The organism is Antarcticibacterium flavum (assembly GCF_006159205.1).
In the GTDB taxonomy this organism is placed as follows: Bacteria; Bacteroidota; Bacteroidia; order Flavobacteriales; family Flavobacteriaceae; genus Gillisia; species Gillisia flava.
Map to the genome: position 1 here is coordinate 3,540,600 of NZ_CP040812.1, position 23,016 is coordinate 3,563,615.

At 40.5% G+C, this 23,016-nt stretch carries 20 protein-coding genes and 1 tRNA gene; 7 read left to right on the forward strand and 14 right to left on the reverse strand.

Features of this window, described 5'->3' with window-relative positions:
* Positions 1-56 precede the first annotated feature (56 nt).
* Together FHG64_RS15480 and FHG64_RS15485 are read left to right on the forward strand one after the other, a co-directional pair.
* Positions 57-323 (forward strand): hypothetical protein, encoded by a 267-nt coding sequence (locus FHG64_RS15480; RefSeq protein WP_139067249.1) that lies wholly within the window; start codon positions 57-59, stop codon positions 321-323.
* A gap of 10 nt (positions 324-333) precedes the next feature.
* Positions 334-407, forward strand: a tRNA-Thr gene (locus FHG64_RS15485).
* A 357-nt stretch (positions 408-764) separates the two neighbouring features.
* Here the strand turns inward: FHG64_RS15485 and FHG64_RS15490 are convergent.
* The 9 genes from FHG64_RS15490 to FHG64_RS15530 form a co-directional block, all read right to left on the reverse strand.
* Positions 765-989, reverse strand: a complete 225-nt coding sequence (locus FHG64_RS15490; protein ID WP_139067250.1) for a hypothetical protein — start codon at positions 987-989, stop codon at positions 765-767.
* A gap of 19 nt (positions 990-1,008) precedes the next feature.
* The gene (locus FHG64_RS15495; RefSeq protein WP_139067251.1) at positions 1,009-1,647 is read right to left on the reverse strand and encodes a DUF2459 domain-containing protein; all 639 of its coding nucleotides are present in this window, start codon (positions 1,645-1,647) and stop codon (positions 1,009-1,011) included.
* 208 nt (positions 1,648-1,855) lie between these two features.
* On the reverse strand, positions 1,856-2,587 hold the full coding sequence (locus FHG64_RS15500) for a DUF4369 domain-containing protein (protein WP_139067252.1): 732 nt from the start codon (positions 2,585-2,587) through the stop codon (positions 1,856-1,858).
* Between the two features lie 51 nt (positions 2,588-2,638).
* A complete protein-coding gene (locus FHG64_RS15505; RefSeq protein WP_139067253.1) occupies positions 2,639-3,904 on the reverse strand; it encodes a DUF819 family protein in 1,266 nt (421 codons plus the stop codon).
* A 77-nt stretch (positions 3,905-3,981) separates the two neighbouring features.
* Complete coding sequence (locus tag FHG64_RS15510; protein WP_139067254.1) at positions 3,982-4,785, reverse strand: HAD family hydrolase; 804 nt, start codon at positions 4,783-4,785, stop codon at positions 3,982-3,984.
* Entirely contained in the window at positions 4,785-4,955 is a 171-nt protein-coding gene (locus FHG64_RS15515) for an Arc family DNA binding domain-containing protein (RefSeq protein WP_139067255.1), read from the reverse strand. Before FHG64_RS15515 ends, FHG64_RS15510 begins: the two co-directional genes overlap by 1 nt.
* 15 nt (positions 4,956-4,970) lie before the next feature.
* Positions 4,971-5,936: an alpha/beta hydrolase gene (locus tag FHG64_RS15520; protein ID WP_246054147.1), complete on the reverse strand. Its 966-nt coding sequence runs from the start codon at positions 5,934-5,936 to the stop codon at positions 4,971-4,973.
* Position 5,937: 1 nt separating this feature from the next.
* Entirely contained in the window at positions 5,938-6,438 is a 501-nt protein-coding gene (locus FHG64_RS19640) for a PH domain-containing protein (RefSeq protein WP_139067256.1), read from the reverse strand.
* Position 6,439: 1 nt separating this feature from the next.
* Positions 6,440-7,306, reverse strand: a complete 867-nt coding sequence (locus FHG64_RS15530; protein ID WP_139067257.1) for an SPFH domain-containing protein — start codon at positions 7,304-7,306, stop codon at positions 6,440-6,442.
* 362 nt (positions 7,307-7,668) lie between these two features.
* Here FHG64_RS15530 and FHG64_RS15535 point away from each other — a divergent pair, with 362 nt between their 5' ends.
* Complete coding sequence (locus FHG64_RS15535) at positions 7,669-8,451, forward strand: S1/P1 nuclease (RefSeq protein ID WP_139067258.1); 783 nt, start codon at positions 7,669-7,671, stop codon at positions 8,449-8,451.
* Positions 8,452-8,542: 91 nt separating this feature from the next.
* Here the strand turns inward: FHG64_RS15535 and FHG64_RS15540 are convergent, their stop codons facing one another.
* Positions 8,543-9,139 (reverse strand): alpha-ketoglutarate-dependent dioxygenase AlkB family protein, encoded by a 597-nt coding sequence (locus tag FHG64_RS15540; RefSeq protein WP_139067259.1) that lies wholly within the window; start codon positions 9,137-9,139, stop codon positions 8,543-8,545.
* Between the two features lie 161 nt (positions 9,140-9,300).
* On the opposite strand from FHG64_RS15540, the gene FHG64_RS15545 reads away from it, so the two are divergent.
* Positions 9,301-11,523 (forward strand): tetratricopeptide repeat-containing hybrid sensor histidine kinase/response regulator, encoded by a 2,223-nt coding sequence (locus FHG64_RS15545; protein ID WP_246054149.1) that lies wholly within the window; start codon positions 9,301-9,303, stop codon positions 11,521-11,523.
* On the opposite strand, the gene FHG64_RS15550 is transcribed toward FHG64_RS15545, so the two are convergent.
* Both FHG64_RS15550 and htpG read right to left on the reverse strand, forming a co-directional pair.
* Positions 11,520-12,326: a DUF6503 family protein gene (locus FHG64_RS15550; RefSeq protein ID WP_139067260.1), complete on the reverse strand. Its 807-nt coding sequence runs from the start codon at positions 12,324-12,326 to the stop codon at positions 11,520-11,522. The genes FHG64_RS15545 and FHG64_RS15550 overlap by 4 nt on opposite strands.
* 128 nt (positions 12,327-12,454) lie before the next feature.
* On the reverse strand, positions 12,455-14,338 hold the full coding sequence (gene htpG / locus FHG64_RS15555; protein ID WP_139067261.1) for a molecular chaperone HtpG: 1,884 nt from the start codon (positions 14,336-14,338) through the stop codon (positions 12,455-12,457).
* A 219-nt stretch (positions 14,339-14,557) separates the two neighbouring features.
* Here htpG and FHG64_RS15560 point away from each other — a divergent pair, with 219 nt between their 5' ends.
* Both FHG64_RS15560 and FHG64_RS15565 read left to right on the forward strand, forming a co-directional pair.
* Positions 14,558-15,238, forward strand: a complete 681-nt coding sequence (locus FHG64_RS15560; protein WP_139067262.1) for a TetR family transcriptional regulator C-terminal domain-containing protein — start codon at positions 14,558-14,560, stop codon at positions 15,236-15,238.
* Between the two features lie 106 nt (positions 15,239-15,344).
* On the forward strand, positions 15,345-16,649 hold the full coding sequence (locus FHG64_RS15565) for an ABC1 kinase family protein (protein ID WP_139067263.1): 1,305 nt from the start codon (positions 15,345-15,347) through the stop codon (positions 16,647-16,649).
* A gap of 139 nt (positions 16,650-16,788) precedes the next feature.
* Here FHG64_RS15565 and FHG64_RS15570 read toward each other — a convergent pair whose 3' ends face one another.
* Complete coding sequence (locus FHG64_RS15570; RefSeq protein WP_139067264.1) at positions 16,789-19,251, reverse strand: alpha/beta hydrolase family protein; 2,463 nt, start codon at positions 19,249-19,251, stop codon at positions 16,789-16,791.
* Positions 19,252-19,475: 224 nt separating this feature from the next.
* On the opposite strand from FHG64_RS15570, the gene FHG64_RS15575 reads away from it, so the two are divergent.
* Positions 19,476-20,486 carry a 3-oxoacyl-ACP synthase III family protein gene (locus tag FHG64_RS15575; protein ID WP_139067265.1) on the forward strand — a complete coding sequence of 337 codons (1,011 nt, stop codon included), beginning with the start codon at positions 19,476-19,478 and terminating at the stop codon, positions 20,484-20,486.
* Positions 20,487-20,589: 103 nt separating this feature from the next.
* Here FHG64_RS15575 and FHG64_RS15580 read toward each other — a convergent pair whose 3' ends face one another.
* The gene (locus FHG64_RS15580) at positions 20,590-22,944 is read right to left on the reverse strand and encodes an outer membrane beta-barrel family protein (protein ID WP_139067266.1); all 2,355 of its coding nucleotides are present in this window, start codon (positions 22,942-22,944) and stop codon (positions 20,590-20,592) included.
* Positions 22,945-23,016 lie beyond the last annotated feature (72 nt).

Genomic DNA, 23,016 nt, shown 5'->3' on the forward strand with positions numbered 1-23,016 from the left:
AGAACTTGTTTTTTATATTAAAAAATAGATTAAATTCGCAGCCTAAAATTAATGGAATGGCAAGTAAAAGATTGTTGAAGAGGGACGTGAATTATGTGATGGGAGATATTATTGAGGCGGCTTACGTTCATCAATTGGCAAACCCAAACCAGGATCAAAAGAAAACCGAGGAAATCGTTGATGAGGCGATCAAGGGATTTGATGAGTTAATGGCAAAGATCAACCAGAGAAAGGTTGAGAATAAAAAACAACACTTTAGAGCGATTGAAAAAGAGCTGGAAACTAAAGCGCAAACCTTAGTAGGAAAAATAAACGAATTATAGAATATTCGATGCCGATGTAGCTCAGCTGGCTAGAGCAGCTGATTTGTAATCAGCAGGTCGTGGGTTCGAGTCCCTCCATCGGCTCTTCATAAAGCCTTTCCAATTTGGAGAGGCTTTTTTTATTAAGATGGATTAATGGATTTAAGTAAATCTTTCAAGATTTGAGGAGAGGCGAAGGCATTACTTTCATACCATTTTTTCTTTTTCTTTATTCTTTTGCGTTACCTCTTAGTTCTTGTTACGTGGTGTTTTTCTGCCACGAATGCACGAATATTTTTTTATTCTTTTATCCCGCAGGCTAGTTTGTATTCCAGGGATTTTGATTTTCCTCTCTTCTCTTTTTTCTTTTATCTTGTTTCTTGATTCCTGCTTTTTTTTTGCCACGAATGCACGAATATTTTTATTTTATTATCCCGCAGGTTAGTTTGATAAACCAGGGATTTAATCTTTTACATACATATCTCTTCTCTCTTCTCTCTTCTCTCTTCTCTTGTTTCTCGATTCTTGTTTCCTTTTAGAGCCACGAATGCACGAATAATTTTTTATTCTTTTATCCTGCATTCTAGTTTGGTAATCCAGAGATTTTGATTTCTCTTTTCTCTCTTCTCTTGATTCTTGTTTCTTGATTCTTGCTTCTTGTTTCCTGGCTCCTGGTTCTAGTTCCAAATATTTCAGGATTGCAGGATCAGTCCTTTTCCATCACCAACTCCCCAAATTCCCCTGCCTTTCTCACAACTTTGCCTGTTGTTTGATACCAAATGGGAGTTAGGGAAAAGCCGGTCTCTTTTAGCGCCTTTGCAACCCATACATTTGAGTTCTTTGGAAAATAATAGGAAGAGCTTCCTTTAAAGAAATAGCTGTTTGAGGGGCCGGCTGTCACAGGAATAAGTTTCGCATCTTCATTGAGTTTCAATTCCCTTAATAAATAGTTCCTCAGCTTATCAAGCTGCTCTTTATCAATCTTGAGTTTTGCCAGGTTGGTATTGGAGTAGGCGGTTTCAACGGGACCATAAATAGGTTTTATTTGCATTGCAGAGGAGGTAGGCCAAAATGCTGCTTTTATGGCATGCCAGGGGTTGAAACCTTTAGCAGAGAAAAAATCCATATCTCCCCATCCTATTTCGAGCCACGCAGCGTTTTTATAATTAATTTCCGGAGGCCATATGCTTTCAGGAAATGTGGCAGCGGGAACTATAATACCAGTATGCCAGCTTATGCTGCTTACATAAATACTGTGTTTCTCATTGGGTTGCTGCCAGGCTTTGGCCGGCAGAAATAAAAGAAGAAACAGACATAATAACGGTATTTTGTCAAGTCTATGCATTTTTTTGATTTCTGCTGGATTATGCTCAGGCTTCTGTTACATGGGAGTAAGCAAAGTGTTATTCCTGAATAAAAATAAGAAAACCTGCAGGAAATAGGACATAAGGAATTATTAAACCTTTGGAGATCAATAAATAGCATGATTAGATAGCAAAAAAAAACCGGAAGTTTTAAAGCTTCCGGTCTTTTATATCCTGTTCAGGAACTCTCTATTGTTCCTCAATATTTGCTTCTTCTTTTTCAAGCTTTCTTCTTTCCTTAAGGAAGTCTTTTAATTCTTTTCCATACCTGGATTTCTTAACTTCAGGAGTCATAGAATTAAATATGGTATCAAGATATTTAATGTTAGCATCAAACACTTCAGAAAGGGCCAGATATGGTGCCAGTTCAAGATCTTTATTGTTTATGGCAAAATTCACCGTGTAAAGATATTTTCGTTTTAACAACCTGTCGTATTCCTGATTTGTCGCCATAAGGAGATCTTCATTCTCATCGCGTTGCGCCTCAAAATTCTGCTGAATAAGTTCCAGGTTCCTGTCATTGAACCTTCTCATCATTTTTTTATATTCATCCAGTTTTTCCTGATTTGCTGAACCAATAACCTTGGCATCGGTTTCAAAATTTTTAAGTGAGGTAATGACGGTAATTTCTCCTTCTTCAGCAAAGAATTCTATCCTCTCTTCATAATCCAGGTTATCTACCTTATCCAGGTATAGGTACATCATTTGCGGACTGCTTATGTAGTCTTCAAGAATGAAATTTGCATCACCTCGAATGACTACAGAATCCACATTTACCAGCAGGGTGTCCTCAATCTTTTGAAGGTATAGAACACCCTTTTTAAGACCTTCTATATTACCCTTAACAATAAGGTTGCTTTCCTTTTTAGAGCAGGCTGCTGCTGTAAGGATAAGAACAAATAACAAGCAAATTTTCTTCATGGATTCAGTTAAATTTTGGCTGGCAAATATGAGATATTTTTTGATTTTTTACTAACTCCCGGCAGCCAATTGCATTAAAATTGTTGTGAGGATTGCACCATAGGTGCCCACTACATAACCAAATACTGCCAGGAGAACTCCTACAGTGGCCAGGGAGGGATGAAAGGCTGCCGCTACAACAGGGGCACTGGCTGCTCCTCCCACATTTGCCTGGCTTCCCACCGCCAGGAAGAAATAAGGAGCTTTGATCAACTTTGCCACCAGGATCAATAAACCTGCATGTATCCCCATCCAAACAAGCCCAATACCAATTAGGCCGGGGTTATCGAATACCATTGTAAGGTCCATTTTCATCCCTATCGTGGCCACAAGGATATAGATGAATACACTACCTATCTTACTGGCCCCTGCACCTTCGTAGGTTTTAAATTTTGTAAAGGAGAGGACTATTCCAATCATTGTGGCAATAGAGATCATCCAGAAAAAAGAGGAGGCGAAAGATGCCAGGGCACTCTTCTTATCATTGAAGACTTCAAAATTCTCCACCAGTACGGCCGAGATCCAGTCTGCACCCCAGTGTGCAACGCCCACTGCCCCAAAAGCAATGGCCAGCATGATCATAAGATCTGCAAGGGAAGGGTTGCGGGTAACGCTAGCTGCGTAATTTGCAACCTTATTTTTTAGATCGGTAATAGCTGAATCATCTGCTTTTAACCAGCTGTCTATTTTTTCATTTCGGCCTATTCCAAAGAGGATAATGGCCATCCATAAATTGGCTACTACGATATCTACCAATACCATTCCCCCGTAAAGATCGGGGTTGTATTCATAGATCTCCAGCATAGCGGCCTGGTTTGCACCGCCACCTATCCAGCTTCCTGCCAGGGTAGATAAACCTCTCCAAACCGCATCGGGCCCTACGCCGCCAACAGTTTCAGGAGAAAATGTGGAGATAAGAAGAATGGCCAGGGGGCCTCCAATTATGATCCCTGCTGTACCTGTAAAGAACATAATAAGGGCTTTTGGACCCAAATTAAAAATAGCCTTGAGATCTATGCTAAGTGTCATTAAAACAAGGGATGCCGGTAATAAATATCTGCTGGCAATAAAATAAAGCTGTGAGGTAGAATCTTCTATAATCCCCAGCGAATTGAAGATGGCCGGGATGAGGTAGCACATAAGCAGTGCCGGAACTACCGAGTAAAACTTTTTCCAGAATCCTTCTTTTTGGGAGGAGGTATAAAATACAAATCCCAACGCAATCATTAGTACACCTAATACAATAGCATCATTGGTAAATATAGGGGTTTCTTCCATGGGGTGATTTTTCTTTGGACGCCAAAATACAATTTTTCTTAAACTTTTTTTAACATAATCCTCCTTCTATTAAGGGATCATTTAAAAATTTTAACCAGTAGTTTAGCTACCCCATCCTCTATACTTTTACCGCAAACTATATTGGCCGCATCCATTGCCTCCTGCCGGGCATTTCCCACTGCTACTCCATAACCCACCTTGCGAAGCATTTCTATATCATTGTAATTATCACCAATAGCGACAGCTTCTTTCGGGGAAAGGTGGAAGTGTTCCTTTAGCAGCATTTCTATTGCCGTAAATTTTGAAATTGAACTTGGGGCAATTTCAAGATAGGTGTCCTTTGAGCGGTACAAATGCAGCTGCCCGGGATATTTTTCTTCCAGATAATCCCTGATTGTATCTATTTGTTCAATTTCACCCATGGCCATTATTTTATGTGCCCCTTTTTCCTCGCGGTCCCATTTCTTTATCACCTGATCATTGGATCTTACCACAGGAATGACCTTCGTATTATTGATCTCTCTTAATGCCCATTTATCACTTTGAGGTACATACCATTCATCACGGTGGTAAAGACTTAAGTGGCATTTGAATTCATTCATGCGGGAAAGTTCCTCAACTACTTCCAGCGGGATCTCGGTAGAAAGTGTGGTCTTGCCATCAACAATAATAAGCCCCCCGTTGTAAGCGATAATTGGCAGATGCCCTATTTCCAGTTCTTCCTGTAAATGCCTCATTGCTGCAGGCATGCGGGCAGAGATTAATATAAAGGGGATTTTGTTGCTCAGGCTTTTTACCGCATCTATTGTCGCAGGGGAGAGTTCCCTGTCCTTGTTAAGTAAAGTGCCGTCAATGTCTGAAAATACTATCTTATAATCCATTATTCCTTTTCTTTTTTAGAGTGAGGATGTCTCTTTGCTTCTTTTAGGGCCCTTGAAAGTACGTATTCTATCTGTCCATTGGTGCTTCTAAATTCATCTGAAGCCCATTTTTCCATAGCTTTAAGCAGCTCTTCATTCAGTCGTAATGCAAAGGCTTTCTTTTTACTCATCTTTTCAATTTTGATCTACTCTATCGCCTGTATGAAACCTACAATAGCGGGAAGGAGTTCCGGGTGGAGGGGGCGTGCGGGTTCATTGTAAGCCTTGGTGTTTTCCAGGCTTTCTCCTTCAATTTTTCTGAAGATGTGGTTCATTTGATCCAGGATCACCAGCTGGGCAGCGGGTTTGGCTTCCTTCAGGATTTTGGCGTCTTCCACATCTACCTGCAGGTCAAAACTCCCATTTACAATAAGTACAGGAATATCAAGCTTAGCCAATTCCACTGCAGGGTCGTACTTCATCCACGAAGCCATATAAGGCTGTACAGAGGGCCTGAAGATGCTTTCCAAATATGGACTGTAATTCGTGGTGCTGCCTTGCGATTTTATTTCATCAAAGGCTTGCTGTGCGTTTTCTGATAAAGATGCCGATTGCTTGGCGATTTGCGCTACTATGATCTCATCAATAGGTTTCCCTGCACCTGCAAGGGAGATGAATCCATCCACCTGTGTTTCCCCGGCAGCCAGAATACCTATTAAAGAGCCTTCACTATGACCCGCAAGGATGATCTTGCTGAAATTTTCCTGTTCCCGAAAATATTTAATGATATTTCTTACATCTTCAGCAAAATGTTCAAACCTAAGATCCTGCTCCCGTATTCTTAGTTTCTCCATCTTAAAGATCCTTTTGTCAAACCTGAAAGATGCAATACCTTCCTGCGCCAGCTCCCGGGATATCTTCATTACGCCGTCATTCTTCATCATAGGCTGGTTCCCGTCACGATTTGTGGGTCCAGACCCCTGGATAAAGATGACTAAAGGGACATTTAAAGTATCGGGTGGAAGTGTTAAGGTACCATCTGTATATTGATCTATACTTAAATTTATCTCGTTAAAGGAGTCCATACTCCCGTTTTCTTCACTTGAAGTGCTCTCCTGTGCGATAAGCGGGTGGAATAGAGAAAAGAAAATAAGCAGCGCGAAAACTCTCATATTAGTATTTATTAGATTGTGTGTTTATCTTATGTATATAATTCTTAATTACTGCACGGGCCTCGCCGGGTTGCTGTGTGCCAATTAAAAAGTTTTTTTTGTCCCTGGTAACAATTTGGATGCCAAGGTTACCAGAGGCATTGTAGGCTTTTTTATTACCTATACCTCTCATTCCCCAGCCGCCATATTCTAGGAGAGGGTTATATTTTCTTACATAACATTCTTCGATTTCTTCCCAGGGGAAAAATTTTTTGGAAGAACCAAAGGGGAGGTATACAACTTTAATTCCCTCCCTGTCTATTCGGGTTTTCAATTGCATCCATAATACGAGTGCTATTGGCAGGGTTGCCGCCAGAAGGCCGAGAATAAGAAGCGGATTGTTAAAATCCATAAACCCATCTGTATTCTTATAGATGGCAAGTAAGATAATTACCAACACCGCTCCCAGGATCGCATAAAGCCACCATTGATTAAACTGCTGTCTTTCCTCGAAAACTCTCATTCTAATGGTTCAAAGTACCTGCATTCACTATGGGGGTTGCATCTTTATCGCTGCAAAGCACTACCATAAGATTACTTACCATTGCCGCACGGCGCTCATCATCCAGGATGACGATCTCTTTACGGCCCAGTTCCTCCAGGGCCATTTCAACCATACTTACCGCACCCTCCACGATCTTATGTCTTGCAGCAACTATAGCAGTTGCCTGTTGCCGCTTAAGCATTGCGCTGGCAATTTCATTTGCATAGGCCAAATAACCTATTCTGGCTTCCAGAACTTCTATGCCCGCAATATGCAGCCTCTCTGTGATTTCCATTTCAAGGGCTTCACTTACTTCATTTACACTGGATCTTAAGGTAATATCCTCATCCAGGCCTTCATCTGCAAAATTATCATATGGATATAGACTTGCAAGCTTTCTTACCGCCGCATCGGTTTGGACAATGACAAAATTCTCATAATTATTTACATCAAATGAGGCCCTGTAAGTATCCTGTACCCGCCATACCAAAATGGTGCTTATCATAATGGGATTACCCATTTTATCATTCACCTTGAGGCGCTCACTGTCAAAGTTACGGGCCCGTAAGGAGATTTTCTTTTTAGTGTAAAATGGGTTTACCCAAAAGAGCCCGTTTTTCTTTACAGTTCCAATGTACTCCCCAAATAGCAAAAGCACTCGGGATTCATTGGGGTTTACCAGGATAAGACCGGCTGCAAGGAAGATTGAAAAAAGGAAAAGTAATAGCAGCCAGGGGGATTTGATCAGGAAAAAACCGGCTATGCTTCCCAGGAAAAGAAGGGCAATTATAAATAACATGACATAACCATTTGCGGGACTGGTAATAATTTTTTCGTTGGAAACCATGAGAGAGATATTTTTAAATATATTAAAATGATATCATAAAGATAGTATATTAAATTTAATCCACAACTCATTGGTGTTCGGTAATTATTTATAAAATATCCTGAAAGCTTTTCTAAGCATTGTGAGAATACCCGACGAACCCTTCCAGATGGTGGTTCTTAGTGTGAAATTATTTTAATGTATTCAGTGAATTAAGTAGAGGTTAAATGTCTTTAATCCAGGCGACCTTATTAAAAGTATAAATTCCAGATTCATGGAGCGAAAGGCACCTGGACTTTTTTCCCGGACATGCATGATACACAACTTTAAAATTCTGTCCCCTAACATTGTCAAAGCTTCTTATATTTGCAAAAATTCCAGACATGAAAATTTTAGCTTTAAGTTTTTTTCTGATCGCTTTTAATGTGACTTCCTTCGCAAATGATTTTGACTGGGGCCAAAATGGTCACAGGGCAACAGGTCAAATTGCTGAGGATCTTTTAAGTCCAAAGGCAAAGAAGGAGATATTCAAGATCCTGCAGGGTAAAAGCCTTGCGATGGTCTCTACTTACGCCGATGAAATAAAAAGCGACCCCCGCTTCAGGGAATTTGGCCCCTGGCATTATGTGAATCTGCCACAAGGAGAAACCCGATACAATGAAGAGACGGCGGCGGCGGGAGGAGATCTTCTTATGGCTATGAGAAAGTGTGTAGAGATGCTTAAAGACAACAACACCAGCAGGGAAGACCGGGAATTTTATCTTAAAATGCTGGTTCATTTCGTAGGAGACCTTCACCAGCCGCTTCACGCAGGCAGGGGAGAGGATAAAGGCGGTAATGATATACAGGTACGCTGGTTCAATGAAGGGTCCAATCTTCACCGGGTATGGGACAGTGATATGATCAATTCCTACCAAATGAGCTATACGGAGCTGGCCGACAATCAGGCTTATTTATCTCCTAAAAAACGAAAAGAACTGGCGCAGGGAAATTTTGAAGACTGGATGTATGAATCCAAAGCATTGGCTTTAGAAATATATGCATCGGCTGAGGTTGGTGAAAAACTTGGGTACAGGTACATGTATGATTGGTTTCCTGTTGTAAGGGAGCAACTTCAAAAGGGTGGGGTTCGCCTTGCAAAAGTTTTGAATGAGATCTATAAATAATAAAGTTTCGAATTAGTAATAAACAGGCTGCCCACGGGCAGCCTGTTTTATTTTCAGTCTTTTCCACTGTGAAAACTCCCAATTTTAAAACTTACTTAATAATATTTCTGAAGGTAAGGTTGATCCTGGGCCCTACCTCTTTTTTGGTGCGGGGTAGTTCATGTTTCCAGTAATGTTGGGTTGTTCCCTGCATTAATAACAGGCTGCCATGCTCAAGGAGTAGATCTTGTTTTTGATCTTTAAACTCTTTGTGTTTTAACCTGAATTTCCTTGTCGCTCCAAGGCTTATGGAAGCTATAACGGGATTTTGCCCCAGTTCCTTTTCATCATCGCTGTGCAAACCCATACTGTCATTCCCATCCCTGTATAGATTTGCCAGGCAGTGGGTGAAAGGTGAAGGGGTAATCTCTTTAAGCTTTTCTGTTAAGTTTTTGAGCAACGGGTGAAATTTATGGGGTTGAAGAGTTAACCCTGAATAGGTATAGGAACTGTCATTTTCAGCGTATAAAGCAGTGAGTCTGGGTTGTGCGTGAGTCTTTCCGAAGAGCTTGATATAATGCTGTTCCCATTTTAGTTCTTCCATTAACTGGGTAAAATAAGCGTTGGCTTCCAGTCCAGATAAAAAGTCCTGAAGGTAAATGATATCTGCATCCCTTAATTTAATTTTTCTGAAATGTGTTTCTTTCATTTAATCTATTTTTTACTGTGCAGGCGGTTTTTTCTTGAGACAACAATAAGCTAATTTTGGCATGTAATTATTTTTCAGAAAATTTTAACAAAATTTTGTGTAATTTACTTAAATAGAGTAAATTGCCATCCCTACTTGTGGTCATAAAACCCCAACGCTGATTGAAACAGAACTACCTATTCCTGTTGTTCATTCTTACTGTTCCTGCGCAAATCTTTGCGCAGCAGGAGACTTATAAGGATGTTTTTCTGGATTCTCTTTCCAGTATGTCGGGAACCAGCCTGGGTAAATACCAATATAAGGATGCCATTGAAATAGCTATGGATCTTGTTGAGGAATCCAAAAAAAGGAAAAATAACTATTATCATTACGTTGGCCATAACATCCTTGGCTCCAGTTATTATGATCTTAATGATACATTGAGGGCCAAAAAACATTATGAAGATGCCCTCATTGCTGCTGAAAAAACAAGTAATGACACTCTTCTTTTAGGAGCCTACAATAACCTTGGCAATATATATTCTGAAGATAAGAATACTACCCAGATAGGAATTGATTATTACAACCTTGTTATTAACCTGGCTGCGAAGTTGAAGAATGAGGAGCAAATTCTTAATCCAACTGTCAACATTGCCTGGACCTATATTGATAATAAGCAATATAAAAGAGCCTGGCCATATTTGGAAAAATCCTGGCAGTTATATGGTAATAGAAAAGACCCTTTTATTGAATCCCAGCTAAGCAATTTAACAGGCCGGTATTACCTGGGGGTTAATAATCTTGACAGCGCAGCGGTTTATTTCGAGAAAGCTGTGCAAATGGTTGAGCAGGACTCTCTAATCCTGCAAGCTTCATATGTGTATGAGAATTATGCCGATTTCCTCTATAGAAGTGGAAAATTCAAGGATGCCTTTTTGGCCCTTGAAAGATATAATGATTATAAATCACAGATTTTCAGGCAGGAGAGGATGCAGGAAATTGAGGCGGCCAATATAAAATTTGACGTGGCCGAGTATCAAAAGAACCTCGAGATCGCCCGCAACGAGCAGGTATTAAAGGATGAGATAATAGAACGATCCAGGGAAACTATGTTGATCATGATCATTTCCTCGATCATATTAATAATAATCCTCCTGGCGCTTTTCAAGATTACGGTGTCGAGAAGGAAGCTAATATCTGAACTTAGTGTTAAGAACAAGGAACTTGTAAGGGCGAAGGAAGAGGCAGAGAGATTGTCGATTTTAAAGACCAAATTCTTCTCTACCATTAGCCATGAACTGCGTACTCCTTTATATGGGGTTATTGGATTGACATCTATACTTCTTGAAGATAAATCCCTCTCAAAACACGAGGAGGATCTAAAATCCCTGAAATTCTCTGCAGACTATCTTCTGGCCCTTATCAACGATGTGCTTCAAATGAACAAGATGGAGTCAAATTTGGTAAAGCTTGAAACCGTACCGCTCAATGTTGGTGATCTTATGCGCAGCATTGTCAAGTCTTTCGAATTTACAAGATTGCAGAATCAAAATTCCATTCAGTTGGATATTGATGATAATATCCCGAATAACCTAAAGGGAGATCCTGTGCGATTATCGCAGGTATTGATGAACCTGGTTGGGAACGCCATGAAATTTACCGAACGGGGAAACATCCATATTGGTGCTCATCTTATTGAGGAAACTGAAACAGGTGCGGGTATTTTATTCCGGGTGAAAGATGACGGTCTTGGTATTCCTGAAAGTAAACATGAGGTTATCTTTGAGGAATTTTCACAACTAAAATCTGCCAACTATAATTACCAGGGCACTGGATTGGGACTGCCCATTGTAAAGAAACTACTTTTGCTTTTTGATTCAGAGATCCACCTGGAGAGTGAAGAAGGTAAGGGGTCCACTTTTAGTTTCACTATTAACTTTCCAAAGGATGATAAGGCGGTTGCTCCCGCTATTTCTTCAAATGATATTGCAAACCAAATAGATGCAGGTAAGGACGGTGCCATAGGTAAGACCATCCTTATCGTAGATGATAACAGGATAAATCAGGTCGTTACCCAGCGCATCCTGGAACAACAGGGATTTACCTGTGATATTAGCGATAATGGCGCGCTTGCTGTGGAGAAGGTAAGGGCCCGGCATTATGATCTTATTCTTATGGATGTTAATATGCCCGGAATTTCCGGTCTGGAAGCCACGAGGCAAATAAGAAAATTCAATGCCCTGGTACCTGTTGTGGCATTAACTGCAGTGGAGATCGAAGAAATAAGGGAAGAAATACTTGAGGCGGGAATGAATGACATTATTGTAAAACCTTATGACACAACGGTATTCTATCAGGTCATTTACAGGAATATTTCTTCTGAGGTTGTGCCTTCACCCCTTTAATTCAACTCGATTTCACGGGAATCATCGGGCGCCTCAAAAAAGTTCCTTTTAAGCGTGGGAAATTCAATGTTTTCTATTTTGGCTTCTCCAATTTGTTCTCCAATTCCCTCCGTATCATTCCAGTGATGAAAGGTCCAGCGGGTCGCAATTGGGATATTCTTAAAGAGTTCGTAATCGTGGTATACTATTGCATGAGGTTCCTCTTCTGCAATTTCTTTTTTTGTATTTAAGGTAACAATGTAAGCGGCGGCATATAGCAAATTGCTTTTTGGTTCCTTGTACAAAATATACCAGTCATCTGGAGCATCACCTGTGGTTGCATCAAAGGTTAACTTCGCTTTTGGAAAGCTAATATCCTTCATAGTTTCCTTCTCCTTAAGTTCCCAGTTAGTGCCCTTATCACTTAGTTTAAATGGAAAAGCAAAGAAATACTGCCAGGTAAACATATCAAACCGGGCGCCGTTTACCGGTGCAGCAGCGGGAGATTGAAAAACACGTTTACCATCAAATATAAGGCTGCTGCCGTCCTTTTTATCTACCCTTATTTTTGAGGAGTTGGTAAAGGTATAAATACGTGCTTTCAATCTTTCTTCACCGCCCATAAGTAATTGGATGTCGAATGAAACTATCTCTTCCTTATCCCAGTCCTCTTTATTATGTGCCTCCTCAATGGAATGAACAAAAGCCTTAGCCTCTGTCAAGGAAAGTTCATACGAATTGAGGTTCGAAGTTCCGGGATTTTCTTTTGAGCTCTGGTTGCAGGATATCAATAATAGGCAAAGGAACATTAAGAAGTACTTCATAGTTGAGTGTTTGGGAATAAAGGTATTCTTTTTATTGGTCTTTAATTATGGGCGAAACGGAGATCGGGAATAAAAAAACCGCTCTTCCGGAAAGGGAAAAGCGGTTTCTATGTTTAATAAAATAATTTCTATTTAACCATTTCGAAGCTACGTTTGATGAAAGCTGTAAGCTCTTCACCTTTCAGCAGGTTTTGTGAGAGGCGCGCAAGATCAAGGGACTGCTTGATAAGGCGTTTCTGTTTCTTTTCTGTTTTGGTATTAAGGATTTCAGATATTAATTGGTGGTTGGTATTCACCACCAGGTTGTACATCTCTGGCATATTACCCATTCCAAACATACCTCCACCACCGGTTTGCTGCATTTCCTTCATACGGCGCATAAACTCTGGTTGAGTGATTATTAATGGCGCAGCGTTACTGTCCATTGCTTCCAGTTGCACAGTATACTTTTCTGGCACCACCTTAGCGAAATCGGCTTTTAGTTTTTCCTTTTCTTCATCACTAAGTTTGGAGATCTTGTCTTCATCTTTTTTGATGAGATTATCAACGTGATCACTATCAACTCTCACAAAGGAGATATTTTCTTTGGAAGTTTCCAGTTTTTGAAGCAGGTGGGAAACTATAGGAGAATCGAGTAATAATACCTCGTAGCCTTTCTCCTTTGCAGATTCTATATAGCTATGCTGCTGGTCCTGGTTGGAAGCATACAGGATCACCAGGTTACCATCCTTATCTGTCTGGTTCTCCTTTATCTTTTCCTGTAACTCATCATAGGTGAAGTATTTATCATCTACAGTAGGGTAGAGGGCAAATTTATCGGCCTTTTCAAAGAATTTCTCTTCGCTAAGCATTCCATATTCAATGACGATCTTTATATCATTCCATTTCTTCTCAAAATCCTCACGATTATTATTGAAAAGAGACTTCAGCTTATCAGCCACTTTTCTTGTGATGTAGCTGGATATCTTCTTAACCGCGCCATCTGCCTGCAGGTATGACCTGGAAACGTTAAGTGGAATGTCCGGGGAATCAATAACGCCTCGCAGCATTGTAAGGAATTCGGGTACTATCCCTTCTACATTATCTGTTACAAATACCTGGTTCTGGTACAACTGTATCTTGTCCCTCTGGATATTCATATCCTGGCTCATCTTAGGGAAATATAATATCCCGGTAAGGTTAAAAGGATAATCAACATTAAGGTGTATGTGGAACAAGGGATCTTCAAACTGCATTGGATAAAGTTCACGGTAGAAGTCCTTGTAATCTTTATCCTCTAATTCAGTAGGTTGTTTTGTCCAGGCCGGGTTTGGGTTGTTAATAATATTATCAACCGTTTTTGTCTCAGGCTTTGCATCTTCAGGGGCGTCCTCTGGTAGTTCCAGCTCCTCTTCCTTTGTACCAAATTTTATTGGGATAGGCATAAACTTGTTATATTTTACAAGTAACTCCCTTATCCTGTTTTCCTCCAGGAATTCTTTGTCATCTTCATTGATATGAAGAATAATCTCTGTACCTCTTTCTTTCTTATCTGCTTCTTCAAGGGTGAATTGAGTGGTTCCCTCACATACCCAGTGAGCTGCCGGTTCATCCTTGTAAGATTTGGTGATGATCTCAACTTTATTGGCCACCATGAAAGCAGAGTAGAATCCCAGACCAAAATGTCCAATAATGCCACTGTCTTTGGCAGAGTCTTTATATTTCTCAAGGAATTCCTCGGCACCAGAGAAAGCTACCTCGTTAATATATTTCTCCACTTCCTCTTTTGTCATCCCAATTCCCTGGTCTATAACGTGGAGTGTTTTATTTTCCTTGTCGATCTTTACCTCAATCTTTGGATCTCCATAAGCCACATCTGTCTCGCCTATAGTGGTGAGGTGCTTCATCTTAAGGGTCGCATCTGTTGCGTTGGAGATCAATTCCCTTAGAAAGATCTCGTGGTCACTGTATAAGAATTTCTTTATTAAAGGAAAGATATTCTCTACAGATACATTAATGTTACCGGTTGCCATATATTTTAATGAATTTAAATTAATTGTTGTGCTTTACAATAGTCAAAAAAAATACCAAGTAGTTCCCGCTGACAAACTGACACGTGTAAGTTAAGATGGTAACTCCCGTCTAACATTTTGACTCTCATAAAAGAAGATCTAAATCTTTAACAAATTATTTTGTTTAAATATTATTGTAAAAGGTTAAACAGTTGTATCTTTGAAAAAGAAATAGAAAACATGGCGAAGCAAAAAACAACAGCGAAAGTGAAAAGTACATCAGAAAAAATGAGTGCAGATGGGATCATATCCCTCTATATGGATTATGTGCTTGAAAATGAAAAGGAGCCTAAGACTATATATAAGTTTAGCAAAGACAATGGAATTACCGAGGATGAATTCTACCAGCATTTTGGTAGTTTCGAAGGCTTAAAAAAGGATATATGGAAAAGGTTTTTTGCCAATTCTGTGGGCCTGCTACAAAGAAGCCCCGAATTTGAAAGTTTTACCACCCGTGAAAAGCTGCTCACCTTTTTTTATACTTTTTTCGAAAACCTTACGGCCAACAGGAGTTATGTGCTATTCATACTTTCAAGGGAGCCTGAGGTTACTAAAAACCTGGAACAATTAAAGGGTTTGAGAAGACAGGTAATTGGGTTTTCCAAAGATTTGATACGAGAGAATAATGAAGAGAAGTCGGCCAAATTCCTGAAGCAGTCTGAAACGGTGTTTTCTGAAGCTACCTGGATACAATTTCTATTTCTTCTTAAATTCTGGATGGATGATAATTCTGCAAGGTTTGAAAGCACAGATGTTGCGATCGAAAAATCTGTGAATACAGTTTTTGATCTTTTTGATAATACTCCTTTGGAAAGGGTAGTAGATTTTGGAAAGTTTTTATGGAAAGAAAAAATGGGGTAATGTTTGAGCCCTGCCAATGAGCCTCACCTGTATAGATGTCCTTACTCACTTTGCAGGGAGGCTTTTTAAACAAGGAGAGTAATTTCCCGCACACAGATAAAAAAGTATGAAAACAATAGATAAAATACCCACAGGAAAGCTTGGAAGAACCGGGAAGATGGTTCAAACGGGGGTGAAAGTTGGCGGGAATTATTTAAAATATTACAGTAAAAAAGCATTTGATAAGGATTTTAGCCGGGATGAACTGGATGAGAGCAATGCGAGTGACATTTATGACGGATTAAAGAGCCTAAAAGGCAGTGCTCTTAAAGTTGCGCAAATGCTTTCTATGGAAAAAAGCTTATTACCCGGAGCCTATGTGGAGAAATTTTCACTGGCGCAGTTTAGTGTGCCGCCATTATCTGCTCCGCTTGTAAGAAAGACTTTTAAAAAATATAACGGGAAATATCCCGAAGATCTATTTGATACGTTTGCAACCCACTCGGTCAACGCGGCCAGTATCGGCCAGGTACACCGCGCTACAAAAGATGGGAAAAAACTTGCTGTGAAAATCCAATATCCGGGGGTTGCAGATAGTATCAGTTCAGACCTTGCAATGGTTAAACCAATTGCGCTTAGAATGTTTAATCTTAGGGGGAAGGATTCAGAGAGATATTTCAGGGAAGTGGAGGATAAACTATTGGAGGAGACAAATTATATCCTGGAAGTAAAACAGAGTAAGGAGATCTCTTCAGCCTGCTCCCACATTCCTAATTTAAGGTTTCCACAATATTACGAGGAACTGTCCAGCGAACGCATAATTACCATGGACTGGATGGAAGGAAAACACTTAAGTGAATTTGCAAAAGAAAATAAGGACCAGGAGAAAGCAAATAGAATAGGACAGGCACTATGGGATTTTTATATGTACCAAATGCATGAACTAAAAGCAGTACACGCCGATCCTCATCCCGGAAATTTCCTGGTAGATAAGGATGATAATTTGGTGGCTATTGATTTTGGTTGTGTAAAAGAGGTTCCTGAAGATTTTTACACCCCATATTTCGAACTCGCAGTGCCGGAGAATATAAATGACCCTAAATTCTTTAATAAAAAATTACTCCAGCTTGAGATCCTTAGGGAGGATGACAAGGAAAGTGAAATAAAGTTCTTTTCTCAGCTTTTCTATGAAATGTTGAATTTATTTACACGACCATTTCATCAAGAGGAATTTGATTTTGCCGATGAGTCCTTCTGGCAGGGCATTACTGCCCTTAGTGAGAAATATAGTAAGGATACAGAACTAAGGAAGATGAATGGTAATCGCGGGAGTAAACATTTTCTATATATCAACAGGACATTTTTTGGCCTTTATAATCTTTTACATGACCTCAAGGCAAAGGTGAAGGTCAACAACTATAAAAATTCATAATTAGGTTTTATTTATTGGTTAGGTTGTTTGGAGGGCGTGACTTTTTAAGTTGCGCCTTCCTCATTTTAATAAAATCGAAACTAATATTAAACATGAAAAAAGCCCGCATCGCGGGCTTTTCAATTAAGGTAATATATTGTTAATTCTTAAAATCACTGGCAGGGGTCTCCACCGGGTTTTCTGCAGTATCACGATTCTTGACATATTTCTCAAGCCATTGGTCTTGTTCCCACAGTACGTGTAAGACAGATTCCTTTGCGCTGTAACCGTGGCTTTCCTTAGGCAGCATTACAAGCCTGGCAGTTGCGCCCAGGCCTTTAAGAGCGTTGAAATACCGCTCACTTTGCATTGGGTAGGTCCCGGAATTATTATCGGCTTCCCCGTGAATTAGCAATAATGGCGTCTTCATTTTGTCGGCGTGCATAAATGGCGACATACCGTTGTAAACATCTGGTGCTTCCCAATAGCTTCTTTCCTCACTTTGGAATCCAAAAGGAGTAAGGGTGCGATTATATGCCCCGCTTCTCGCGATCCCGGCAGCAAACAAATTGGAATGTGATAGAAGGTTAGCTGTCATAAAGGCACCATAACTATGGCCTCCAACACCAACCCTGTTCCTGTCTATATACCCCATTTCATCCAGGGCATCTATAGCAGCTTTTCCATTTGCCACCAGTTGCTCCCTAAAGCTGTCATTTGGCTCTTCTTCTCCCTCTCCAATAATTGGGAAAGAGGCATCATCCAGTACAGCATATCCCCGGTTCACCCAGTAAATGGGAGAGCCATAATAAGGATAGGTGAAATCATTGGGGTTTGAGGTGTTTTGGGCTGCAGAGCTCTTATCCTTAAATTCCCTTGGATATGCCCAAATTATCAAAGGCAGCTTCTCACCAGATTCCTTATTGTAATTTGAAGGTAAATATAATGTGCCGTTAAGTTCAAGGCCATCTTCCCTGTCATACGTGATCACTTCCTTATGAACATTTTCCAGAGCCTTGAATGGGTTCTCAAAGTTTGTGATTTGCTCCAGGTTTTCCTCGTTGTCAATATCCCTGATGTAATAATTAGGATATTCAGCAGAAGCTTCGATTCTTACCAATAGCTTACCCTCGTCTAAATTGAGTACCTCAACAAGACTTTCTTTCTTATCATTATAATTGGACTGGTATTTTCTGTCTGTTTCAGTGGTTTGCAGGTCAATTTCATCAAAGAAGGGAAATTGTCCTTTTTCTGTATAACCTGGTCCCAGCAAGAAGGCTTTCTTACCTTTTAAGGTTAGAACATTGGAACCATACTGATTTTTATGGGTTACAAAATTACCAGGGTTGCTGTACTGGTCCTGATAATTCCTGTCAAATAATACCTTCATATCTCCATTAGGTCTGGAAGGATCAAAGACATAGCTCCTTGTATTTCTGGTATTCCACCAGTAATCCATTGCGATCGCTGTATTCCTGTCTCCCCAAATAATACCAGAGAATCTATCTTTTGTTTTAAGTAAGGATTTACCTTCTCCTTTAAAAGGAGCTTCCAGTAGAAAAACCTCGTCGCGAAAATCCACTTCATTTTCAGGATCTCCACCGTCCAGTGCTTCTGCATAAACAAGGGTAGCAGGTGCATCACTTCTCCAGTTTAAGTCTCTTCGGCCTTCTCGTTCAGCCATAAAACCTTTAGGCATTTCCTCTATAAGAGGTACATCGTTGACCTTACTGATTTCTTTTCCGGCAGTATCATAAATAGTTGTTTCCGTTGGAAATCTGGAATAAGGTACCAGGTATGAGAATGGACGCTTTATATGGCTTACCATAACATATTTCCCATCTGGGGAAAAAGATATATTGCTGTACATCCTTGGCTCTTTCCATCGTGTTGCATTGCCGTTGAGATCTACCTTCATCAAAACAGATCTTGTAAGCTGCTCAAAATTATACTCATCATTTGAATTTTGAAGCAGGTCCTGGTATGTACGGTTCTGGGCTTTGCTCCCGTCACTTACAGAAACTGTTGGCCCGTCTGGCACTGCAGTTTGGGTATTGATAAGATCCTTGCGGTCCTGTGGCAACATCTTCACCAGGATGGCCGAATTGTCTTTATACCAGTTGATCACATCACGCATATTGGCATTAAGGTTGGCATCTGTGAGCTTTTTAGCCTGGGCAGAAGCCATGTCTGCCACCCATAGTTCCACACCCTTATCTGTGGTATGGGTGAATGCCATTTTCTTTTCATCTGGGGACCAGGAAAAATTGGAAAGCCGCGGATTTTGAGGAAGGCCCTTTACAGCCCGGGGTTGCTCCCCGTCGATAGGCTTCACCTCTATGTTATTATAATATGTTGCCCTGCTGCTTATGTTTGTTACAGGGTTTATTCTTAAGCCTCCCAGTCTTAACTCGGTCTCGCTAAGCTCTGCAATACTCTTGTATTGGTCACGATACAGGAATACCATCATCTCCCCTTTGCTGTCAATTAAGGTAGAAGGGGCCAGGGGAACATCTACCAGTTCCAGGATCTCCTGGGGTGGTTTTTGGTAGGTAAGGTTCTCCTGCGCCTGCAGGCCTGAAAGAAAACTTCCCGCCAGCAGGAAAAAGATCATTTTTTTCATATGGATTTATTTAGATTGGATTATTGATCATATGCTGCTCGCATATATTATTTATGACTGTATTGAGTTCTACCCTTTTGACTCATTTCATTACAGATGGTTTAATTTTTCTTGCCTCAATGGAAAAGTTCAGGGATTGTTAATGTTTCTTATATTGCAGGGCAGAAAATTATTAATTGCTTAAATTTAATAAGAATAATTTATACATACCTAATTAATTGAACATGTATCAGTCAAAAATTGCAGGGCTGGGATCTTATGTCCCTGAAAATGTTGTGACCAACGATGATCTTTCTAAAATAATGGATACCAATGATGCCTGGATCCAGGAAAGGACCGGTATTAAGGAACGACGCCATATCAAGAAGGGCGACGGCAATTCTACCGCAATAATGGGAGTGAAAGCCGCAAAAATCGCCCTTGAGCGATCAAAGATCAACAAAGATGATATTGACCTTATAATATTTGCCACCCTTAGTCCAGATTATTATTTCCCCGGCTGTGGGGTACAGGTGCAGGAAATGTTGGATATACATACCTGCCCGGCACTGGATGTGAGGAACCAGTGCAGTGGATTCATATATGCCCTTTCTGTGGGAGATCAATTTATAAAGACAGGGATGTATAAGAACATCCTGGTAATTGGAAGTGAAAACCATAGTGGAGGATTGGATTTCACCACTCGTGGAAGGTCTGTCTCAGTTATTTTTGGAGATGGCGCGGGTGCGGCTGTTTTAACAAGGAGTGACCATAATGGGCAGGGTATCCTTTCCACACACTTACATTCTGAAGGAAAACATGCACTGGAGCTTTCCTTGAAAGGGCCAAGCACTATGCACTGGGTTCCGGAGATCATTGAAGAGAACCCACAGGGGGATGATATTCCTTATTATCCCTATATGAACGGCCAGTATGTATTCAAACACGCCATCCAGCGATTTTCAGAAGTTATACTTGAAGGGCTAAAGGAAAACGGACTGGATTTGGAAGATATCGATATGTTGATCCCACACCAGGCAAATCTCAGGATCTCCCAATTCATTCAGCAAAAGCTGAAGCTGGGGAACGAGAATGTCTATAATAACATTCAGAAATATGGAAATACAACTGCAGCTTCAATTCCTATCGCTTTGACCGAAGCCTGGGAAGAGGGAAAAATTAAGGAAGGGGACATAGTAGTTCTTGCCGCTTTTGGCAGTGGCTTTACCTGGGGAAGCGCAGTTATTCGCTGGTAATATCTATACACGCTAAAGCAATAAAAAAACCCGCTCCTTAAATAAGGACGCGGGTTTTTCAGCTACTAACCACATTAACAAAAACTAACTAATCAAATTTATCTTAGAAGATCCCGCCGCCCTGGGCCTCATTGGAATCCCGGTTCTTTCTTTTAAGGGCAGAGTTCTTCCCGCCACCAAACCTGTAGGAAAAGCCAAGGTATACAGTTTGGGTCTCATTATTAAACCTTCCTTCCTGCGGTATGGGCCTGCCATTATCAAAGCGAAATTCCTGGGTGTTGAATATGTCGTTGAAATTCAAACTTAGGGTTGCTTTATTGTCCAGCAGGGAATATCTAGCTCCTGCATTCATGAAATACAATGGTTTCATGTCCATTTGGAGATTTTGCGCCGGGCTCCTGTAAAATCCGAATAATTGGAATGTGAGCCTCTCAGATGCTTTAAAGCTGTGATTTGTCCTGAAGGTAAAGGCGGTGTTGTCAATCTCAATATATTCAGTCCCCACCAATCCTTTTTGCTTCTGGCTGTAGACCTCGAAGCTTGAATTAGTACTCCACCAGGTCGTGAATTTATAATTGGCAGAGAGCTCAAGACCGTAGGAGTTGTTATCATCAAAATTGTCAAACATAAGGATAAGGGAGCCTGGCTCATTAGGATCTTCAAAGATCACCTGGTTAATAAAATCATTGATATTCCTGTAGAAAACTCCTGCAGTAATACTACCCTTTCCATTGAAATTCCTTGTATAGTTGAATTCCATAGAGTCGGTAAATTGTGGGTCAAGGCTTGGATTACCCATTACAGTAAGGCGGGGAGTACTAACTTCCCTTATAGGACTTACCTGGCCAAACCCCGGCCTGTCTACCCTGCGGCTGTAACTTAATTGATAGGAATTTTTCTCGTTTGGAGTAAAATTCAGGAAACCGCTTGGATAAATATTGAAATATTCATCCTGGAATACTGTAATGTTGTTGAGAATTGCATCTACCGTGAAATTTTCCAGACGCGCACCTAGTTGATATGACCATTTTTCAAATGTTTGCCCATAGGTGGTATAGAAAGAATAGATATCCCTTAGATACTGGTACTCTGCGTCCTCCAGCCAGGTACTGGTGGTGGTGAATTTATTATCGGTTTCCAGTAGGCGGGCCTCAGCTCCCATTTCCAGTTTCCCTGTCTCTCCCAGTGGCAGGGTGTAATCCAGGTTGGAGGTGAGATCCTTGCGGGTTTCTTTTAAATGGTCTCTATAAGATTCAAAATCACCTGTGTTTCCTGTGTAGCTGAAAAATGAATTCTCATCTTCATCAAAATCGTTGTAATTTACTTCCAGCTGTATCTTATGGTCCTCTTTTTTGAATTTGTGGTCGTAAACGAAGTTATAGCTGGCATTTATATTATCAAAGTTAAGATCAAGGTTTTGGGTTAAGTTAAGGGATGGATCAGAAAAAATAAGCCTCATCGCACCTCTTGGCCCACCCTCAAAGTGATTTTGATTGGTATAGAAAGAGATGGTATTCCTGTCATCGAGGTAGAAATCCATACCTACTTTATAGAACAGGGATTTTCTTTCATTTATTAGATCAAATGCCTGTAGTAGATCTTCCTCGGGAAGGGTGATCCTTCCCAGGTTGAAACTTTCCCCAAATTGGGTTCCAAGGTTTCCAAAGAAATTCACCTTGCCTTTGCGGTAATTCATATCCAAAGTCCCGTTAAACCGCGTATTTTCACCTCTTGTCACCCCGGTATTTAGATTCCCGTTAAAACCTTCGTTCGCATTTTTATGCAGCACAATGTTGATAATACCGCTCATTCCTTCAGGATTGTACTTGGCAGATGGGTTTGTGATAAGTTCGATACTTTTAATAGAAGTAGAAGGGATTTGTCTTAAAAGCTGTGCCGGGTCCATATTGGTGGGTTTACCATCTACGAGCACGCGTACATTACTATTCCCACGCAAGGAAATGTTACCATCCTGGTCTACATTCACAGAGGGGACATTGTTCATGATCTCTGCAGCCGTAGCTCCGGTGGTAGTAAGGTCTTTACCAACATTAATAACTTTACGGTCAATGCGTTGCTCAATGGTGGAACGCTCTGCCACCACCATAACGTCATCCAGCGCTGCAATTTCGGGTTCAAGGGCTATTTGGCCTACATCTACAGTGCTGTTGCTCCTGCTTATGGAAATTTCCCTGCTAAAGGTTTTATAACCTATGAACTGCACCTGGAAGATATAATCTCCCGCCTCAATTTTATCAATGACAAAGGTCCCGTCATCATTGGAAGTGTTCCCGGAAACCAGGTTTCCATCTATATCATTGATTATAATAGTAGCATAGGGGATAGGTTCTTTCAATTCCTTATCAATAATATTCCCTGAAATTCTCCCAATGGGCTCGCCGGCAGCGTAACTTATTGCTGCCGTAAGTAAACTGATGATGATTAATAACTGTTTCATTTTGATGATTGATTTTTTGCTAAATGCGATTAGTGTGTTTAAAATAATACTTGGTTATGCATACTAAAAAGA

Coding starts and splice junctions, on each gene's coding strand:
- FHG64_RS15535 (WP_139067258.1), top strand. CDS start 7,669: ATGAAAATTTTAGCTTTAAGTTTTTTTCTGATCGCTTTTAATGTGACT.
- FHG64_RS15580 (WP_139067266.1), bottom strand. CDS start 22,944: ATGAAACAGTTATTAATCATCATCAGTTTACTTACGGCAGCAATAAGT.
- FHG64_RS15540 (WP_139067259.1), bottom strand. CDS start 9,139: ATGAAAGAAACACATTTCAGAAAAATTAAATTAAGGGATGCAGATATC.
- FHG64_RS15570 (WP_139067264.1), bottom strand. CDS start 19,251: ATGAAAAAAATGATCTTTTTCCTGCTGGCGGGAAGTTTTCTTTCAGGC.
- FHG64_RS15520 (WP_246054147.1), bottom strand. CDS start 5,936: ATGAGAGTTTTCGCGCTGCTTATTTTCTTTTCTCTATTCCACCCGCTT.
- FHG64_RS15560 (WP_139067262.1), top strand. CDS start 14,558: ATGGCGAAGCAAAAAACAACAGCGAAAGTGAAAAGTACATCAGAAAAA.
- FHG64_RS15550 (WP_139067260.1), bottom strand. CDS start 12,326: ATGAAGTACTTCTTAATGTTCCTTTGCCTATTATTGATATCCTGCAAC.
- FHG64_RS15510 (WP_139067254.1), bottom strand. CDS start 4,785: ATGGATTATAAGATAGTATTTTCAGACATTGACGGCACTTTACTTAAC.
- FHG64_RS15530 (WP_139067257.1), bottom strand. CDS start 7,306: ATGGTTTCCAACGAAAAAATTATTACCAGTCCCGCAAATGGTTATGTC.
- FHG64_RS19640 (WP_139067256.1), bottom strand. CDS start 6,438: ATGAGAGTTTTCGAGGAAAGACAGCAGTTTAATCAATGGTGGCTTTAT.
- FHG64_RS15565 (WP_139067263.1), top strand. CDS start 15,345: ATGAAAACAATAGATAAAATACCCACAGGAAAGCTTGGAAGAACCGGG.
- FHG64_RS15505 (WP_139067253.1), bottom strand. CDS start 3,904: ATGGAAGAAACCCCTATATTTACCAATGATGCTATTGTATTAGGTGTA.
- FHG64_RS15515 (WP_139067255.1), bottom strand. CDS start 4,955: ATGAGTAAAAAGAAAGCCTTTGCATTACGACTGAATGAAGAGCTGCTT.
- FHG64_RS15495 (WP_139067251.1), bottom strand. CDS start 1,647: ATGCATAGACTTGACAAAATACCGTTATTATGTCTGTTTCTTCTTTTA.
- FHG64_RS15500 (WP_139067252.1), bottom strand. CDS start 2,587: ATGAAGAAAATTTGCTTGTTATTTGTTCTTATCCTTACAGCAGCAGCC.
- FHG64_RS15575 (WP_139067265.1), top strand. CDS start 19,476: ATGTATCAGTCAAAAATTGCAGGGCTGGGATCTTATGTCCCTGAAAAT.
- htpG (WP_139067261.1), bottom strand. CDS start 14,338: ATGGCAACCGGTAACATTAATGTATCTGTAGAGAATATCTTTCCTTTA.
- FHG64_RS15480 (WP_139067249.1), top strand. CDS start 57: ATGGCAAGTAAAAGATTGTTGAAGAGGGACGTGAATTATGTGATGGGA.